The sequence below is a fragment of the Roseomonas sp. FDAARGOS_362 genome (assembly GCF_002754815.1).
Lineage (GTDB): Bacteria > Pseudomonadota > Alphaproteobacteria > Acetobacterales > Acetobacteraceae > Roseomonas > Roseomonas mucosa.
Genome location: NZ_CP024588.1, coordinates 3,936,065 through 3,950,962 on the forward strand (window position 1 = coordinate 3,936,065; position 14,898 = coordinate 3,950,962).

The 14,898-nt window shown below is 67.3% G+C and carries 14 protein-coding genes; 4 read left to right on the forward strand and 10 right to left on the reverse strand.

Annotation, left to right across the window (positions count from 1 at the left end; translation table 11 throughout):
* Positions 1–86: 86 nt before the first annotated feature.
* On the forward strand, positions 87–2,153 hold the full coding sequence (locus tag CTJ15_RS22450) for a methyl-accepting chemotaxis protein (RefSeq protein ID WP_151904056.1): 2,067 nt from the start codon (positions 87–89) through the stop codon (positions 2,151–2,153).
* A 40-nt stretch (positions 2,154–2,193) separates the two neighbouring features.
* On the opposite strand, the gene CTJ15_RS22455 is transcribed toward CTJ15_RS22450, so the two are convergent.
* From CTJ15_RS22455 to CTJ15_RS22470, 4 genes are all read right to left on the reverse strand, one after another.
* Positions 2,194–3,456 (reverse strand): DUF1501 domain-containing protein, encoded by a 1,263-nt coding sequence (locus CTJ15_RS22455; protein WP_019462865.1) that lies wholly within the window; start codon positions 3,454–3,456, stop codon positions 2,194–2,196.
* Positions 3,453–4,772 carry a DUF1800 family protein gene (locus CTJ15_RS22460; RefSeq protein WP_226946032.1) on the reverse strand — a complete coding sequence of 440 codons (1,320 nt, stop codon included), beginning with the start codon at positions 4,770–4,772 and terminating at the stop codon, positions 3,453–3,455. Before CTJ15_RS22460 ends, CTJ15_RS22455 begins: the two co-directional genes overlap by 4 nt.
* Positions 4,773–5,004: 232 nt before the next feature.
* Entirely contained in the window at positions 5,005–5,277 is a 273-nt protein-coding gene (locus tag CTJ15_RS22465) for a hypothetical protein (RefSeq protein ID WP_058389618.1), read from the reverse strand.
* Between the two features lie 172 nt (positions 5,278–5,449).
* Positions 5,450–5,722 carry a hypothetical protein gene (locus tag CTJ15_RS22470; RefSeq protein ID WP_075823149.1) on the reverse strand — a complete coding sequence of 91 codons (273 nt, stop codon included), beginning with the start codon at positions 5,720–5,722 and terminating at the stop codon, positions 5,450–5,452.
* Between the two features lie 322 nt (positions 5,723–6,044).
* On the opposite strand from CTJ15_RS22470, the gene CTJ15_RS22475 reads away from it, so the two are divergent.
* Positions 6,045–6,293, forward strand: coding sequence for a hypothetical protein (locus CTJ15_RS22475; protein WP_019462861.1), 249 nt, complete (start codon positions 6,045–6,047; stop codon positions 6,291–6,293).
* A 492-nt stretch (positions 6,294–6,785) separates the two neighbouring features.
* Here the strand turns inward: CTJ15_RS22475 and CTJ15_RS24040 are convergent, their stop codons facing one another.
* Positions 6,786–7,349 (reverse strand): hypothetical protein, encoded by a 564-nt coding sequence (locus CTJ15_RS24040; protein ID WP_126281940.1) that lies wholly within the window; start codon positions 7,347–7,349, stop codon positions 6,786–6,788.
* Between the two features lie 951 nt (positions 7,350–8,300).
* On the opposite strand from CTJ15_RS24040, the gene CTJ15_RS22485 reads away from it, so the two are divergent.
* Both CTJ15_RS22485 and CTJ15_RS22490 read left to right on the forward strand, forming a co-directional pair.
* Positions 8,301–8,831, forward strand: coding sequence for a hypothetical protein (locus CTJ15_RS22485; RefSeq protein WP_126281941.1), 531 nt, complete (start codon positions 8,301–8,303; stop codon positions 8,829–8,831).
* Positions 8,832–9,062: 231 nt separating this feature from the next.
* Positions 9,063–9,881 (forward strand): IS5 family transposase, encoded by an 819-nt coding sequence (locus CTJ15_RS22490; RefSeq protein ID WP_099780839.1) that lies wholly within the window; start codon positions 9,063–9,065, stop codon positions 9,879–9,881.
* Positions 9,882–10,662: 781 nt separating this feature from the next.
* Here the strand turns inward: CTJ15_RS22490 and CTJ15_RS22495 are convergent.
* The 5 genes from CTJ15_RS22495 to CTJ15_RS22510 all read right to left on the reverse strand — a co-directional run bounded on the left by CTJ15_RS22495 (position 10,663) and on the right by CTJ15_RS22510 (position 13,618).
* Positions 10,663–10,971 carry a hypothetical protein gene (locus CTJ15_RS22495; protein ID WP_099782038.1) on the reverse strand — a complete coding sequence of 103 codons (309 nt, stop codon included), beginning with the start codon at positions 10,969–10,971 and terminating at the stop codon, positions 10,663–10,665.
* 68 nt (positions 10,972–11,039) lie between these two features.
* Entirely contained in the window at positions 11,040–11,237 is a 198-nt protein-coding gene (locus tag CTJ15_RS24045; protein ID WP_126281942.1) for a hypothetical protein, read from the reverse strand.
* Positions 11,234–11,713: a hypothetical protein gene (locus CTJ15_RS22500; protein ID WP_099782039.1), complete on the reverse strand. Its 480-nt coding sequence runs from the start codon at positions 11,711–11,713 to the stop codon at positions 11,234–11,236. The genes CTJ15_RS24045 and CTJ15_RS22500 overlap by 4 nt, the downstream gene beginning before the upstream one ends.
* Positions 11,703–12,125, reverse strand: a complete 423-nt coding sequence (locus tag CTJ15_RS22505; protein ID WP_099782040.1) for a hypothetical protein — start codon at positions 12,123–12,125, stop codon at positions 11,703–11,705. The genes CTJ15_RS22500 and CTJ15_RS22505 overlap by 11 nt, the downstream gene beginning before the upstream one ends.
* Positions 12,126–12,883: 758 nt before the next feature.
* Entirely contained in the window at positions 12,884–13,618 is a 735-nt protein-coding gene (locus tag CTJ15_RS22510) for a recombinase family protein (protein ID WP_099782041.1), read from the reverse strand.
* Positions 13,619–14,898 lie beyond the last annotated feature (1,280 nt).

Below are 14,898 nucleotides of genomic sequence, written 5' to 3' on the forward strand. Positions count from 1 at the left end.
CGGCGCGGTGTTTCGGGTGCCGCGTTCACGGGACGGTAGTTTTCCTGCCGCAACATGCCGCTGCCAGACAGACAGGGGCGCGAGGCATGTTGCGGCGGCTATCGATGAAATCCGTCCTGGGCGGGACGATCTGCGTTCTGGGCGTGCTGACGATCGGGACCTCCGTCCCCGATGTCTGGGGAGGCTGGACCCGGCGTGACAATGCCATCCGCGTCGCCGAGCTGTCGCGGGCGGATGCGGCGCTGTTCAGTGCGCTGAACGAGGCCCGGGTGGAGCGTTCCACCACCCTGGCGGCCATGATCCGGCCGGGCCAGGCGGATGAGGTGGCGCGGCGGCGGATCGCCGAGCGCCGGGCCAGCGGCGAGGAGGCCCTGGGCGCCGCCCTGGCCAGCCTGTCCCGGGCGGAGGGCACGACCGGCCTGATCAAGGCGCTGCGGCAGAATCGCGAGTCGATGGGCGCGCTCCGGGCGCGGCTCGATGCCAGCCTGAACCAGGAGGTGAGCGACGCCGCGGCGATCCAGGAGGCGACGCGGGCGACCCTGGCCTATACCGAGGCGCTCAGCCGTGCCGATGCCCAGATCATGGGGATGATCCGCGAGGCGGCACCGGAACTCGGCCAGGTGATGACGCTGAAGCAGGCGATCTGGAGCGCGCGCCTCGCGGCGGGGCAGATCGGCGGGTTGAACGAGACGCTGCTGGCGGCGGGCCGGGCGCCCACGTCAAAGGAGGCGGCCGACATCGCGGAATGGCATGGGCGGGTGCGCGGCAACTGGGACCAAGTGCTCGACATCGCGGCCCGGCCCGGCACGCCCGAGGCGGTGCGCCAGGCCCTGCTGCCGCTGCGCGAGGCCTTTCCGGACAGCTTCCTGGCGCGGCAGCGCGAGATCGATGGCGACCTGGCGGCGGGGCGCCAGGCCATGCCGCTGGCGACCTTCCAGCAACGCAGCAGCGACGACGTGACGGCCGTGTCGGGCGTGGCGCTGGTGGCGCTGAGGCAACTGGTGGCGCGGGCCGAAGAGGCCGGCGTGACGTTGGCCGTCAACGTCATGCTGCTGTTGCTGGCGCTCGTCGTAACGCTGGGCGGGCTGTTTCTGGTGCTGCGCCGCGTCATCGCGCCGATCGGCGCGATGACCGGGGCGATGCGGCGGCTTTCCGTCGGGGAGCTGGAGGTGGAGATCCCGGGCCTCGGCCGGCAGGACGAGATCGGATGCATGGCCGGGGCGCTGGAGGTGTTCCGCGGGAGCATGGTGACGGCGCGTCGGCTGCAGGAGGAGCAGGAGGCGGCGCACCGGGCGGAGCAGCGGCGGGCCGAGATGCTGGGGCAGGTCGTGCGCGGCTTCGAGGGGCAGGTGGGCGAGATGGTTGGGATGCTCTCGGCGGCCTCGACCGAGCTGGAGGCGACGGCCCAGGGCATGTCCGCCACGGCGCGGGGCACGGACGAGCAGGCGGCGCGCGTCTCGGTCGCAGCCGGGGACGCCAGCCAGGGCGTGCAGACCGTGGCGGCTGCGGCGGAGGAGCTGAGCGCCTCGATCCAGGAGATCAGCCGCCAGGTGATGCAGGCGAGCGCGGTGACCTCGCGCGCCGTGGAGGGGGCGCGCCGTACGGACGAGACCATGCGCGCCCTGGCCGAGAGCAGCGGGCGGATCGGCGACGTGGTGCGGCTGATCGCCGATATCGCCGGGCAGACCAACCTGCTGGCGCTGAACGCGACGATCGAGGCCGCGCGGGCGGGCGATGCGGGCAAGGGCTTCGCGGTGGTGGCGTCGGAGGTGAAGAACCTGGCGGCGCAGACGGCGCGGGCGACCGAGGAGATCGGCCAGCAGATCGCGCAGGTGCAGGCAGCGACCCAGGGCGCGGTGGGCGCCATCGGGGAGATCACCCGCACCATCGGCGAGGTCAGCGAGGCGACGGTGACGATCGCGGCGGCGGTGGAGGAGCAGACTGCGGCGACGGCGGAGATCGCCCGCACGGTGCAGCAGACGGCGCAGTCCACCGAGGTGGTGACGGTGAGCATCGGCTCGGTCAGCCAGAGCGCGCAGGAGACCGGGCAGTCCGCCGGGGAGGTCCTGACCGCCGCGGGCGAGCTGTCGCAGCGGTCGGAACGGCTGCGGCAGCAGGTGCTGGACTTCGTGGAGAAGGTGCGGGCGGCCTGATGGAGCGTGGGCGGGTGACGCTTGTGCCCGCCCCGAGCCGTCAGGCCCCGAGCAGCCCGTTCTCGGCGGCCAGCGCCTCGCTGCCGGGAAAGGCGCGGGCGATGGCCTCCGGCGACAGGCGCAGGTGGTCGCGCAGCAGGCCCTTGGCGATGGCGCGCAGGTCGCGGGTGGGAGCGAGGTCGCGCTTCTCGAAAAGCTGTGCCTCGGCGAGCCCGGGCCAGTCGGCCAGGACCCGGCCGCCAGAGACGGCGCCGCCCATCAGGAAGGCAACCCCGCCCGTGCCATGGTCGGTGCCGTTGTTGCCATTGGCGCGAGCGGTGCGGCCGAACTCTGTCATCACCAGCACGGCGGTGTGCCTCCAGGCCTCGCCGAGCTGGCCGCGCAGCGCCGCCATGCCATCGTCGAGCTGGCCCAGCACGGGGGTCAGGCGGCGGGTCTGGTCGGCATGCGTGTCCCAACCGCCGATTTCCATGGCGGCGACGCGGGGGCCGTCGTCGCGCGCCAACAGGCGGCCGGCGGTGGCGGCGAGGCGGGTGAAGCCGCTGCCGCCATTGTTCCCGCCCATGCCGTCGCCGCCGAGGACGCCGGTGGCATAGCCACGGCCGCGGAGCCCGTCCGCCACGGCGGGGCCGAGTTCCGGATCGGCGTGCAGGAGTTCCGCCATGCGGGCGTAGAGGTCCGGTGGCGGCCGCACCGGGCGGGGCGGCGCCCACATGCCGACATGCTGCGGCCCGCGCATCAGCAATGGCAGGTCGAGGCCGATGGCGATCCCCTGTTCCGGCGCGCTGGGGCCGGGCTCGGGCATGCCGGACAGGGCGCGGTTCAGCCAGCCGGAGGTCAGGCGCTGTGGGGCGCCGCTCTCCATCATGTCCTGCGCCTCGAAATGGCTGCGATTGCGGTAGGGGCCGGCAACGGCGTGGATGGGGAGGAGCTCGCCCTGGGTGAAGAAGCCGTGCAGGCTGACGAGGCGCGGGTTCAGGCCGAAGAAGCCGCCGCAGTCGAGCAGCCCACCCTCCTGGCCGGGCTCCGGCAGGGCGATGGAGCCGCGCAACTCGCGGTAGTTCGCGTCGCCATAGGGGGCCAGGGCGGCCATGCCGTCCATGGCGCCGCGCAGGATCACCACGACGAGGCGCTGCGGCGGGCGTGGCGCGCCCGGCGCCTGCACCGGGGATGGCGTGTCGGCGAAGGCGAGACGGGCATTGGCGGTGACCGCCAGGGCGGTGAGGCCCAGCAGCAGGCCGCGGCGGCCGAGGCGGGGGAGGTGCCCCCCGCCATGGACGGTGTCGGGGATGTGGCAGCTCATCGGCGCTGGAACTCCGCGCTGGCGAGGAGAAGGGCGATGGCCTCACGCGGGGAGCCCGCGCGGGCAACGGCTTGGCGGGTCTCGTCGCTGGCCAGGGGACCGAGGGCGGTGCCGAGCACGGCCATCGGTTCGAGGCGGCTGAAGCGGCCGGCGGTCTCGAAGCACCAGTCGAGGCGCTGCATCACCGGTTCGGGGCCGAGCCAGTCGGGGGCGCGGTCGGGCCAGCCATTGGGCTGCAGCGCGGTCCAGATCGGCTGGTTCAGGGTGTAGCCCGCGCCATAGGCGATGCGGGCGACGTCCTGCCCCCGGGCGCCGCAGGCGCGGAAGGCGGCAGCGATGAAGTCCTGCGGCGCGCGGAGCTTGCCGAAGGGCTGCGACCAGGCTTCCGGCAGGCGCGGCAGCAGGCGGGCGACGGCGCCGAGATCGCCATCCGTGTCGCGCCAGCGGCCGGCGATGCGGGCCACCACCTCGGGCGGCGGGTCGTCGGCCACGAAATGGCGGGCGAGCTTGAGGGCGACATGGCGGCGGGTGGCGGGGTGGGAGGCGAGGAAGCGCAGCGCCTGCTCGGCGGAATCCGGGCCTTCCTCGAAGCGTTCGCCCATCACGGTCTTGGGGCCCGGCTCGTGGTTCGAGGGGCGGAAGAGGGTGCCGAAGGGGTCCTTGTTGCGCTCCACGCCCCAGCCGGTGAGGAGGCGGGCGAACTCCGTCACGTCCGCCTGGGTATAGCCGCCGGCAGGGGAGACCGTGTGGAGCTCCATGATCTCGCGAGCGAGGTTCTCGTTCAGTCCGCGCCCGCTGCGTTTGCCATAGGGGCTGCTGGGGCCGACCGAGGCGGTCTGGTCCAGGTAGTAGAGCATGGCCGGGTGCCGGAAGACGGCCAGCAGCATGTCTGTGAAGCGGCCGGTGACGTGCGGGCGGATGGCCTCGCGCAGATAGGAGCCGATGGTGGTGGAAACCGGGTAGCCGGCACGCTTGCTGACGGTGAAGTGGTTGGCCCAGAAATCGGCGAGGCGCTCACGATAGGGCTGTGGCGTGTCGATGCGCCAGGCGAGTTGGGTGGTGGCCTCGGCGACGAAGTTCTCCTCGATGGGGTTCTTCTGGCCCGGGGCGGGTTGGCCCATGGCGTCGAGGTCGCGCCAGATCTGGAAGCCGTCGGCCACGGTGCGGTAGCGGTCCTGGCCCGGCGGTGGCGGGGGTGGCGTGTCCGGACCATCGAGCTGGCTGTCGAGCCAGGCGAGGACATCGACGGGAAGGGGCTGGTCCGGTCGCGGCCCGAGGCCGAAGCGGATCGCCGCTGCGAGCGGAAGCATTTCCATGGAATGGATGCTGCTCGTGGTCGCAGCCGGATCGTGCCTCAAGAAGAGTAACGAAGAGCAACCGGAGGCCGGAAGGTCGCGACTTGCGTTGGAAAGTCAGGGTTTTCCGCGGATTGGCGTGAGGCGAGCCTTGACGGGCCGGGCATGCGGCACGGCCTTGGGCAGCCCGCCTGGCCCGGCATTTATGGAAGGATGTTCATCCGCTGGCCTGTCCCGTTCGCGGGGGCAGCGGTCAGGCCTTCTCCGTCGGGGGCAGGACGGGGTTGTGGCCAAGGCGCCGGTCGATCTCCAGCCGCAGCTCCTCGGCCAGGAGCTCAGTCTTGGGGTCAATGGCCTCCAGCGCGGTGAGGACGGTCTGGCAGACGTCGCGCAAACCTTCCAGGAAGGCATTGCCGCCCTGTTTCTCTTTCACCGCAGCCTGGAGGCGGTCAGCCTCGGCATGGTGCTCCTGTTCCCTCAGGTGGCGGACCAGGGTTTCGGTCTTGGCGACGGTGTCTTCGGTCATGGCTCCAGCCTGTTCTGCCACGGACAATCCCGCCACGGGCGGCTGCCTCCTTGTGCAGCGATTCCGTGGTGGTGAGGTCGCCGGGACGGCAACCCCTCCGCCAAGCTGCCCCTGTCGTTCCGCGAGGGGAAGCGGGGGCGCTGCTGGCCGGTTCCGCCCCTGGCGCCGTGGATCAGCCGAAATGCCGGACGTAGGCGGCCTTGATGGGGCAGGTGCCTTCAGCACCGCGCCAGGCGAGGTAGGAGCCGGCGCCCAGGGCCAGGATGTTCAGCAGCGGATTGGGGCGGGGCTTGGCGCCGGCGGCGGCCAGGGCGAGGCCGGCTAGGACGTAGAGGCTGCGCTGGCCCAGACTAAGCGTTGCGTCGTCGTCCCCGCTGCGGGCGGGGAGCTGGCTGTCATAGGGCTGGTTACCATAGGGCATGGGCTGGGTGGCCTGCTGGTCCATGGTCTGGATATCCCTTTGTCCGGTGTGGTGCATGCGCCGCGTCGGCGTTGTCTCCGGCACAACACCGCAGCCGGGGGGAGGGTTCCATGCCGCCCGGTTTCCCCCGGCCCGCGGGCGGGCCGGGGCGGGAAGGCTGCGCGGAGCGCAAAGGACGAAGCCCGACACGAGGAGGAGGACGAAGCCGTTCCCGCCGCATCGCGGGAAGCCCGGAGCGTTGCCGGGCGTTCAACCCGCATCTCCTTCCATGGCGAGGTCTGGTATGACGGCAGAGTTCTCCCGCCCGCCCCCGCCTCCGAGGCCCACGGACCCCTTCGACCTGTGGTTGCGGCAGAGCCTTCGGAAGCAGTTCGGCGACGGGGTTTTCGGCGATGGCATCGCGAAGTCGGTGCCGCAGGACTTGCTGCGCCTGATCTGCGACAGCAAGGCCGAGTGGGATTCCTATCGCGAGCGATGGCTGCCCGGCTCCAGCCTGGATGGAGGCGAGGGGACGGGGACCGCCACCGGGGAGCGCCAGGGCGCTGGCGTGGCGGTGGCAATGCCTGCCCAGGGCAAGGCCGGCCGCACAGGGTGAGGCGATGGCCGGACCGGGTGCCGGTGTCTCCGTGCCGGGCGTCCGGAGACGTGGCCGGGCGCCGGAAGGCGATCGCGCCCGAGGCCGGTCATGTGACGGTGCGTGGCAGAGTTCCGAGCCGGTTTTCGTTCTGACATGGCGATGTGCGCGTGTCCGGAACGCGTTTCCCTGGACTGCTGTGGCGCGTGGCGGGGTGTCAACGAACAGCCCGCCCGTGGAACTGCCGGCCGGGAGCCTGATGGTGCTGATCTTCGTGCTGGCGGCAGTGTCCTTCCTGTTCGGGGACGATCCCTGAGCGGGTGACCCGGCCGGCGTGTGCGGGGGGGATGGGGCGTGGTGCCGGGTGAGGGAAACGGTATCCCATCACCTGACTACAGTAAAATCAGTATCTTAGAATAGCCTTGATATGCCCTCTGTGTACCTCTTGGTGTACCGCTCTGGCTAGTCTTATTCCCCCGGAGTGGCACATCGCTGCACCCCCGGAGCCGTGCCCTAGTCGGCCGAAACCTGGCGGGCCTGGGCCTGCGCCGCCAGCGCCTCAAGGAGCCTCTGAGCCTCGCTGATGGCCTCCACATAGGCGCCAGCGGGTTTGGCGGCTGTGTAGTCCAGCACGATCCTGGCGGCGTCTCCCCGCACCCTGGCGGTGCTGGTGGGGCTCAGGACGAGGGCCATGGCCTCCTTCAGTGCCGCCGCTGCCATGCCTTCGCGCGTCTCGGGCGGCGCGTAAGGATCGCAGGGCATGGCGCCGGTCTCAGCCGCCTTCTGCACGATCACTTCAGCTTGCGCCTCGGCAATGTCACGAATGGTGGCCGCCTCTTGCTTCAACCCTGCCCAGCCATCGGGAACCCCTCGGCGGTTCATGTGCGGGTGATAGACGAAGCTATCGGGGTGCTTGGCCTTCCTGCTGCCATCCCGGTTCGGACGGGTTTTGCGCCACGTGAGGGGCCGGTGGCGCCTTAGGGGCTGACCGAACTCATTGAGGGCCACGGGTTCAGCAATGCTTGGCTGGGCGTCGGCGGTGTCGGTAGCCTTGGGTAAGTCTTTGGTCTTGCTCATGGTAGTTGTTCGGGTGATTGATGGAGATTTCTCCCAGAATGGAGATAACCTCCCGAAGGATAATATTGTAAGGTAATAAGTATTAGAGAAGATAATCTCTCATCAAGTCATTGTTCTGTTCCTCATTGTGGATGATCTTCATCCCACCGCGAGGCCGCACAGGATCGTGCGAGCCCCGGAGAGGGGATTAGCCGTGCTTAACGACTTGAGCGTGACCTTCGAGACCGCTTTGGACTGCGCTTGGTCCATCATCACGGACGTTGACCTGGCGGATGCTGCCTTGGAGCCTGAGGCTCGCCCGTTGGTCTCCGCTCTGTTCTTCTACAGCCTTGAGCCTTCCGAATATGCACGGGGCACCAGGGATATGTGCCCGCTATTCGCTGAGTTCGGAGCATCGCGAGCAGCACGGGGCCTACCGGTGCCCGCTTGGCTCCACATTGCCCCGGCATGGGCGCAGGACGCATTCAGTAGGGCTTATGAGGACGCCGAGAGAAGCCAGAAGAGCCCTGAAGAAGCAGAAGCAGGCTAAGCGGCGAGGCGGCTCTCTGGTGTTGCTGGCGGCCTCCGAAGCGGCGTTTTGTTGCGCCTCAGGACCCATTCCAAGAGGCCGCCAGGGATCGGCTTGAGGTTTCCAGGGGTGGACCACTGAGAAGCGCAGGAGGCAGGATGACGGTGGTCTTCCGGTGGCACGGCTTGTGTCGCCTCTGGTGGCGCCGCTTCTGCCTCCCCTGAGTGTGTCCGTCGCGCCTTCGCCACCGTGCGGCGCTCCATTCCAGCCAAGGAAGCTATCACGGTGTCTGGAAGGTGGCCGTTTTCCCTCAGGAGCAGTGATAGCCGTTCCTTCTTGGTCGGTAGGGTTTTCGTGGCCTCTATGATGCCCGGCCAGTCCAAGGACCACTCAACGTCCGCCAAGCGGTCTTCAGCGAACACGGCGAAGACGGTAGCGCGGGAATGGCCGTCAAGTCGGGGGCTTCGGGTTCTCGTGGGGTTCACGTTCCAGCCGATGCCTGCCTCAACGGCTCGCTCGCTCATCAGGCGACGGTTCTTCTCTCGCCCAAATGGTGCCAGTTCAAGGTAGCCATGGGCTTCGGCCAGCGCGACGAAGGCGGGCCGAGGGATGCCAAGGCGGGAAGCGGCTTCGGTGATCGTCAGGCCACGCTCATCCGACCTTCCGACGATAGGGCGGTGAGCCTCGCGAAGCATATCGGCAAGACGGCCATGGGTCGGCCCAACGCCGCGCTCATCCATCCTGGCAAGGGTAATCTCATCATGGATGAAGGCCACCACTTCAGGGTCTTCCCGCCACAGGGCGGCGATGGCCTCCGAGACGTTCAGGCCACCAAGCACGCAATCGCGCACAGCAAGACGAAGGTGGGTCGGGTCGAGGCGCTCAAGGTCGCGTTCAGGCCCTTCAGGATCGCCCTGGTGGCCCAAAAGTGCCACGCGGGTTATAGTAGGAGAGTTCTCTTTAGGAGCCATTGAGTATTCCTTCAAGGAAAACAAGCCTGCGTTCAGGCAATCGGAGGCGCTGCCCCGACGAGGGTCGGATGCTTTGAAAAGTGCCACGCAGGTTATAGTAACGGGACACGGGAGAGGACTTGAGGTGGCGGGAATGGTCTGAGGTCTTAGAACCCGTTTCATAACGGCTGAGGCGGGGTGAGCGGCGGGAGTTCTGCGCGTTCGGAGGGTGTCTGACGTCCTTCGAGGTGGCCCATGTGGACCCCTGCCGCCCGCGCGCAGCTTGCGCGCGGCTCCCAGCCTTATGCAACGTGCCTAACCGATGCCGAGTGGGCCCTGGTCGAGCCCTTCTTGCCAAGCCCTGCAAAGACCGGACGACCCCGGTCCTGGCCGATGCGGCGGGTGGTCGATGCGATCCTCTACGTGCTCCGTACCGGCTGCGCCTGGGCGCATCTGCCCCGCGACTTCCCGCCGCCCGGGACCGTGCACCGTTGGTTCCTGCGCCTCTCGCGCCGGGGCACCTTCGAGCGACTGGCGCACGCCCTCATCATGGCCGACCGCGAGCGGGTCGGCCGAGAGGCCTCACCGACAGCGGCGGTGTTGGACGCCCAATCCGTCCGCTCGGGCGGTGTCGGCGTGAAAGGTGTCCGCGGCTACGATGCCGGGAAGAAGGTGACGGGCCGCAAGCGCCACGCCCTGGTGGACACGGACGGTAGGCTCCTGCTCGCCGCCATCTCGCCCGCCTGCCTGCATGACAGCCGAGGGGGTGCGGCCCTCCTGGCCATGTCGCGCCGCCCTTGGCCGTTCCTGGCCCGCTGCTTCGCCGACCGCGCCTACGCCGGTCCGCGGGTCGCCCGAGCCTCCCCCGTCGCCGTTACCATCATCGGCAGCGCACCCGGCCAGAAAGGCTTCGCCGTGCAACCCAGGCGCTGGGTGGTGGAGAGGTCCTTCGCTTGGTTCGGCCGCTGCCGACGCCTCGCTCGCGATCACGAGGCCACCGTCGGTTCCGCCGTCGCCTTCTTCACCCTCGCCGCCGCCATGATCCTCGTCCGGCGTCTGGCTCAGCCGTTATGAAACGGGGTCTCAAGGCTGAAGATCGCTTAAGTTCTCATGACCACCCTGCCAGTGCTCTCTCTATAACTGGCGTGGCACTTTTGGGTGGCTGAGGCCGTGGTGGCGTGCCGGAGCGGCGCGAACCGGTGCCTAGGAGCGGTGTGCAGCCTTGCCAGGGTGGCAGCAGGAGAGTGCTACAGGGACGTATGGGGCTCAGGAGGCCAAGGGCGGATTTAATCGCCCTTACATTCATCTCTGTATGTATACCCCACTGGTGGCCCGATGCCCTATTGCTGGACCACCAGACGGGGCGGCGGCTCTAGCTCGCCACCGTCCATCTGCACCCCGTTTCGGACAACCTCTAGATTTCCAGGGCGAAGGTCGAGGGCATTGCCGTTCTTGGAGCGCACCACCCAACCCCTCGGCACGCTGAGGCCCGACCATGCCGCGATAAGACGGGCGAGCGAAACAGTCTGCTTCCTCGCTGCATTCGCAAGGCGCCATGCAGACCGGGCTTTGCTTCGGACGTAGAACCTTCCGAAGCCATTTGCTCCCACCGTCCAGCACGTTGCTTCGGCCTCATCCAACCGCCCCCAATGCTCACGGCGCAGCAGCATCCGCGCACCGCCGAGGTCCCGAGTGGCCGGAGCCCCGGAGAGTGACACCAGCACGCAGAGTTCGCCGTCAGCCAACACAGGGAGGACGGAAGGGTTGAGGTTCCGTGGGCCAGGGCGGCGATGCCTACGGCGGTGGGCTGATGCGTCTCGCGCGGTGGGGGCGAAGAGTTCAGTAGTCATCAGCCCTACACCGCCTGAGGGGCGCTCAGCCTCGCCCTCTTCTCATCAGCGGCGGCGAGGGCATCAAGCTCGTCAATGTACTCGCAGGCCAGCGCGATAGCGGCGAGGATATCAGGCCGCTCATGACGCCACCCAGCCGCCGGAAATTCCCCAAGTGAAGGAGGGGCGCCGATCAGTTCTAGGTCCTTGAGAACCCATCGGTCGATCTTGGCGAGGGCGGCGGCGTACTCGGGCGGCAGGATGGTCTCAAGATACGTGGGGTTGCGGGATACGGTTTCAGGCGCGAACGGTGCCGCTTCGGTGGCGTTGACCATCGGTGTTTCTCCTTGATGGGGATGGTGGTGGGGTTAATGGGAACGGAAGGGCTGGCGCTCAGGGCCTCTCAGGCGAACCCCAACAGAACCTCGGGCCGTGGCGGGGTCTCGCGGCCCTCCACGAAGGCAAGGAGGCGTTCAAGGCATCGTTGCGCCTTGCGTAGTTCCTCCACGTTGCCTCCGTCGCAGGCGCGGCACAGGTGCTTCACGATGCTCCCCGCGAGGAAGGCGCCGTGTGAACCGGCAGCAGGGAATGCAGGGATCATCCATCCACTCCTTGCGCGGAAGCATGTCCGTCGGGGCGCTCAGGTGGCGCAGGAGGGCCTTGAAGCGTGCTGGAATCCTCGGCTACCTCGGCGGTCTTCAGCCGCTCAGCGAGCTTCTGACGGGCTTCTCGGATGGCATCCGTGGCAGTGCTCTTGGAGCGCCCTGGCTTCAGCACGAGATTGCTCCGGCGCAGGTTCAGGGCGTTCCCATCGAGATAATCCACCATCGTTCCCTCCGGCGCCTCCATCAGCAGGCGGGCCACGATGACCTTCTTGCCGTCGCTGCGTGGGATGGCCGCGTGGGGCTGAGGGCGCTGGTATTTCCGGCTCCATGACGTGCTGAAGCCAAGGGCTGTCAGTGCCGCCAGGTCATCGGCATAGAGGGTGGCGATGGCGCCGTCCCATAGCGTGACGAAGGCGACTTCCTTCCCATCGTCATCCCGCCCATAGGTCACGAGGCGGTTGTCACGGTGCATCGGTGGTGCTCTCTCGGGCGCTGGTGGCGGTGGGCTCCACGGTGGCGAGCGCCGCTAGCGCAGCAGGGGCATCACGGACCTCAGACCACTCCCGGAGCCATTTCTTCACCGGCTGGCCGCGAGGGGTTTCCTTGGCGGGATAGTAGTGGGCGCGGAAGTGACGCCCCTGGAACTCCACGATGGCGCGGTGCTTGGCGTAGGGGAACGCACGCTCAAGGTCCTCCTCCGGCACCGGCTGCCAACCCGTGAGGAGACGTTCACGTTCAATCCGTAGGTTGCTGACCTTCGTCCAGGCGTAGCGCTCAGCCTGCTTCTGACGGGAGAGGCGCTCATAAGCCTCCCCTTGTCTCAAGCGACCATATGCCGCCTCAGCTTCCGCAAGATCGGTCTCAATGTCTTCGATGGTACGCATGGGGTATCGCCCGCTGGCGCGAGGGCACAGCGGTTCTCTCCTGTGTTGCTGGTGGTGCGGCTTGCGCCGCTTCTGATGACGGGGGTGACGCGGAGGCGGTCTAGGCGCGGCTTAGCGCCGCTGATGACCGCTTCAGCCCGGCTATAGGTGCCGGGGGTTATCCGTGGTCAGCGGCGCTCAGGCGGTGGGTGTGCGACGGGCCACGAAAAGGGGCTCAGGGCAGGCCACCGGGCATCTCAGGCGCCGCTAAGGCGTGGCATGATGCTTCGGAGGTAGCTGCCCTGACGGGTGGGGGTAAGGGAGGCCAGCAGGGAACGCCTTGTCTTCAAGGGTCGTCCGTTTTGCAGGCCATATGCGTTAGCGCGTTGATCCAGCGGCCAGAAACGGGGGGGTTTTAGGCTCGTCCGTTCCCAAGCAGCACTCAGCCGCGCCAGAAGTCAGCTAGAGGGCGCTGGCGGGGCCTGAAGGTGGTGGCTGATGGGCTGTCTTCTTCAAGGGTGTCCACCACACGGCCCCATTTCCCGTATCCTGCTGCTGTGGCTGGGGAAAACGGGGAGGCAAGCAGGTTCCGTTACGGGACTGCATCTGACGATGCTTCGGAGGCGTCATCGGAACGCAAGCGCCGCCAGAGACCCTGTGGAGTGAGAGAGCTTCTTCAAGGGCGCACACCACGATGGGTGTTTTTAGTTAGTGCATTGATCTGAATAGACAAATCTAGGGGTTATCGCGGCACCTTCACAAGAGCCACAGAACGGCCCTCAGACCGCCTCAGCCTCTCCCGCCCTCGCCAATACCCGACGCACAGCCGTAGCCGTCCACGAGCCTCCACGGGGCGTCTGCTGCCCTCTTTGGTTCAGGGCATTGGCGATGGCGTTAAGGCTGGTGATCCCCTCGGCCCTGAGCGCATCAATGGCCGGAAGCACGCGGAAGGCTGCTTGATCCGCCGCAACGCTCCGGGCCTCGGCAGCAGCGGTGGCGGCCTTCTGGATGGTCTCAGGGGTCGCGATGCGGTGCCCACGCCAGCCACCGAGCTTCACGCCGCGTGCCTTCGCTGCCGCCAGAGCCGCCTTGGTCCGCTGGCCGATCAAGCCCGCTTCAAGTTCCGCCACCGCCGCCATCTGCGTCAGGAGAAACTTGCCCACGGGACCGGCGGGGATCGTAGGTAGGTCAAGGAAGACAACCCCAGCCTCGCCCGTGCCTTCCACGATGGAGAGCAGGAAGCGGGCATTGCGGGCCAGCCGGTCCAGTTTGGCGACAAGCAGCGTGGCACCCGTCTTCCGGCATCGCTCAAGGGCCTTGGCAAGCTCTGGCCGGTCATTGGCCTTGCCGCTCTCCACCTCCACGAAGATGGGGCTTAGGAGCCGGTCTCCGGGCTTCAGATAGGCATGGATGGCTGCCTGCTGAGCTTCCAGCCCAAGCCCGCTGCGGCCCTGTTGCGCCGTGGAGACGCGGCAGTAGGCGACGAAGGATCGGGCAGGCTGGCTCGTGCTCATAGGCCGATTCTCTATAGCCGCTCAGACCATGTCAACATCGTACAATGAGCGTAGTATGTTGAAGAGCTATGGAGGCCCGAAGGTGGCTGTTACGATTCCGCGAAGAAGTGAGGGAATCGGATGCGGTCTTTCGTTATCGCCGGAGTGCTGGCCATAGGAGCTTTCTGCTTCGCTCGACCAGCAGCTAGCCAGGGCTTTTTCCAACACGGAGTAGTGCAGTGTGGGCCGTCCTCAGGGTGGAGCTTTCGCGTGCCGGGAGGCGCGTGGGCACCCCAAGACACAGGGTGGAATGCAGAGAAGATAGAAAAGGGAAGCATCAACCTCTCCATCCGAGGAGACATCGCGCTTCTGCTCTACGGCGACGAGAGGGGTGTCCGTCCTGTTGAGGGTGAGGGCGGTTCATTCACAGTCTTCTCGCGAGATGTCGCAGCACGTTCGCTATTAGTCGTGGGTGGCTATCCAACGGGAGTTCTTGAGCACTACCTGATCAAGCTGTTGGATGGTGATCGCGCCATCGTCACTTGGGGCACTGTAAGACCTGGCGGCCCATTGCCAAGCAGCAAAGTGATGCAGGCTTGGCGCCGCTGGTGGCTTGTCACGCCCTAATAGCGGAGAGCCCCAAAAGGGGACCCATGACGTAAAATCATCCCCAAGGGGTCGCCGGAAAATTCAATTCGAAAAGAATGCCTAAAGCCGGTTGTCATTGTTGTTGTTCTCCCCGCCCTCTGCCGCGCCTTGCGGCGCCCGAAGACAGGCTCAGGAAATCTCCTGCCCTCCAAAATCACCCCCCAGGGGGGTCGCGAGAACGCGCCAGCGAACGGGGGTGGCCTTCCAAAGTACTGCCCCCGCCTCCTGGGGGAGCCTCGCGCCGTTCCGGCGAGGCTGTGGGGCTGTGGGACCTCCTGAGAGGGCCTCGTCTAGCTCTCCTCGCCAGCCAGCAGGGGACGCCTTTCTTCAAGACGGTCCACCACAGCAGGCCATATGCGTTAGCGCGTTGATTTCAGGGGGAAAAACGGTGGGTTTGGGGAGGTTCACGGGAGGCCGCGGCCTCGGCGGTCTCACGGGTTCGCGAGACACAGCGGCCAGCGCACAGGGGACCAAAGCGCATCTCCGGGCACAAAACAGCGTCGCGAGTGAAGATGAGACTTGTCTCAATACGAGAGACGTTGCAACTTTGGATTGTTCTAAGGAGGCAATCTGATGCTGCGATTCGTTACTGTTGCCGCCCTCTGCATGGGCGCTCTTATCTCTTCTCAGGGCAATGCCTTTGCACGAGGCGG